The following is a 2,644-nucleotide window of genomic DNA, read 5'->3' as shown; positions in this document are numbered from 1 at the left end:
ATTTGTAAGGAAAGGGAAAACCACGCTTTTCCCTTTCCGTGGAGCGAAAAGTCCCGGATTGGACTTTTTGCGACTCTGTCAAAGTTGGAATCAGGTTTTCGCCATTTTCGGCGAAAACCTCACATTTCCCTGCTCACCGCCACCTTCCCTGTCTTGGCGATCTCCTTGACCCCGAACGGTTTGATCAGCTTGATGAACGCGTCGATCTTGCCTTCGTCTCCGGTGACCTCGAAGGTGTACGTATTGGGAGAGACGTCGACGATCTTGCCCCGGAAGATCTCGTTGATCCTCAGGATATCCGCCTTTGTCTTTTCGGTGGCGTTGACCTTGATGAGGATCATCTCCCGGTCCACGAAGTGCAGGTCCGTCAGATCGGTGACCTTGATGACATCCACGAGCTTTCTCAGCTGCTTGATGACCTGCTCGATGATCCGGTCGTCGCCCCGTGTGACGATGGTCATCCGGGACACGCTGGCATCGATGGTCTCTCCGACACTTAGGCTTTCGATGTTGAACCCCCGGCCGGAAAAGAGCCCGGCCACCCTCGAAAGGACCCCGAACCTGTTTTCAACCGTCACGGAAATGGTGTGTTTCATCACTCACCTCTCACCCGTCCTGCAGCTTATCGAAAACCTGGTAACGCTGCCGGATACAGTAACCCCGATCAATGGAACACCATCAGGTAAAAACTCGAAATCGCCCTGACCTGCAGGTAACTTTTCCTACCTGACGGCCTTGAGCTTCTTTTCCTCTTTCTTTCCGGCCGGCCCGAAGATCATGTCGCTGGAGGCGGCGCCTGCCGGGACCATGGGGTAGACTCCCTCCTCGCGGTCCACCATGCAATCCACCACCACCGGCCCGTCATGCTCCATCATCTCCCTGAGCCCGGCGTCCACCTTTCCCTTCTCCTCGATCCTGATCCCCTTGACCCCGAAGGCCTCGGCGACCTTGACGAAATCAGGGTTTGAGACGAGGCAGGTGCCGGAATATCTGGCATCGTAGAACAGCTCCTGCCACTGCCGGACCATCCCCAGGAAACAGTTGTTGAGGATGAGGATCTTCACCGGAAGGTTGTGCTGGGCAACCGTGGTCAGTTCCTGGATGTTCATCTGGATACTGCCGTCACCGGCGATATCCACCACCAGGCGATCCGGGTAGGCGAACTGGGCTCCCATGGCAGCCGGGAACCCGTAACCCATGGTCCCGAGACCTCCGGAAGAGAGGAAGGTCCTGGGATGGTTGAACCGGTAGAACTGGGCCGCCCACATCTGGTTCTGCCCTACCTCGGTGGTGATGATGGCGTCGTCAGGCGCGAGTTTGCTGAGCCTTTCGATAACATACTGAGGCTTGATCAGGGAACTGCCCTTATCATAGGACAAGGGCCGCTCTTTACCCCACGCCTCCACCTGCTTGAGCCATTTCTCCCGGATCTCGTCCCAGACCGGCTTGTCCTTTTTCTGGAGCTTGTTCAGCTCTGTGAGAACCCCCTTGACGTCACCAACCACGGGGATATGGACGACGATGTTCTTGCTGATGGCCGAGGGATCGATGTCGACATGGACGATGCGCGCGTTGGGAGCGAACTTGGCCACGTTCCCGGTCACCCGGTCATCGAACCTGGCGCCGATGGCGATGATCAGGTCCGATGTGTGGATGGTCATGTTGGCCTGGTAGGTGCCGTGCATCCCCAGCATCCCCAGGAACAGTGGGCTCTTGCCCGGGAATCCGCCCAGTCCCAGCAGGGTGTTGGTCACCGGGATCTGGTTGTTTTCGGCAAAAGCGGTCAGCTCCTTGCCGGCGTTGGCCAGGATGACGCCACCGCCGGCGTAGATCACCGGACGCTTTGCCTTGCGGATCTCCGAAAGGACCCTCTTGATCTGTCCCTGATGCCCCTCGACCCTGGGCTTGTATCCGCGGATATCCACCTTGTCGGGTCGGAGGTACTTCCCCTTGCCTGCCAGGACATCCTTGGGCAGGTCCACCAGGACCGGACCCGGCCGGCCTGTTGCGGCGATGTGAAACGCCTCCTGGACGACACCGGGCAGATCCTCGGTCCTGGTCACCAGGTAACTGTGCTTGGTGACAGGTCTCGTGATCCCGATAATGTCGGCTTCCTGGAAAGCGTCGCCGCCGATCATGTGGGTGGGGACCTGGCCGGTAAAGGCCACCATGGGTACCGAGTCCATATGGGCGGTGGCGATCCCGGTGACCAGGTTGGTGGCCCCCGGCCCCGAAGTGGCCATACAGACCCCCACCTTCCCGGTGGCCCTCGCGTAGCCGTCGGCGGCGTGGGCGGCCGCCTGTTCGTGACGGGTCAGGACGTGCCGGACCCCACTTTTGAAAAGCGCGTCGTAAAAATCGAGCAGCACCCCGCCGGGGTAGCCGAACATGATCTCGACCCCCTCTTCTTTCAGGGCTTTCACCAACATCTGTGCTCCTGACATCTGCATATCAATTCTCCCGGCTATCTCACACGATCCGGTGTGACCGTCCCCCCGTGCCTGATGATCCCTGTATCGTTGCCAGGAGTCTGTGCCCTCCCTGTTAAAAAACAGGGAGGTTCTCCGACAGACTCCTAGCCCGGACTATTCACGAGGTTCTTTTCCGTTCCGGCGGCGTTGCTGAGTCGTTCGCTTGTGCGGAA

The 2,644-nt window shown here is 59.0% G+C and carries 2 protein-coding genes; both read right to left on the bottom strand.

The annotated features are described in order from the left end of the window. Nucleotides 1-119: 119 nt before the first annotated feature. Nucleotides 120-596 (bottom strand): acetolactate synthase small subunit, encoded by a 477-nt coding sequence (gene ilvN, locus P1S46_12135; GenBank protein ID MDF1537219.1) that lies wholly within the window; start codon nucleotides 594-596, stop codon nucleotides 120-122. Between the two features lie 126 nt (nucleotides 597-722). Next, nucleotides 723-2,450 carry a biosynthetic-type acetolactate synthase large subunit gene (gene ilvB, locus P1S46_12130; GenBank protein ID MDF1537218.1) on the bottom strand — a complete coding sequence of 576 codons (1,728 nt, stop codon included), beginning with the start codon at nucleotides 2,448-2,450 and terminating at the stop codon, nucleotides 723-725. Nucleotides 2,451-2,644 lie beyond the last annotated feature (194 nt).

Source organism: bacterium (assembly GCA_029210545.1).
Taxonomy (GTDB): Bacteria; BMS3Abin14; BMS3Abin14; order BMS3Abin14; family BMS3Abin14; genus JARGFV01.
This window is presented reverse-complemented; position numbering and strand designations above follow the sequence as displayed.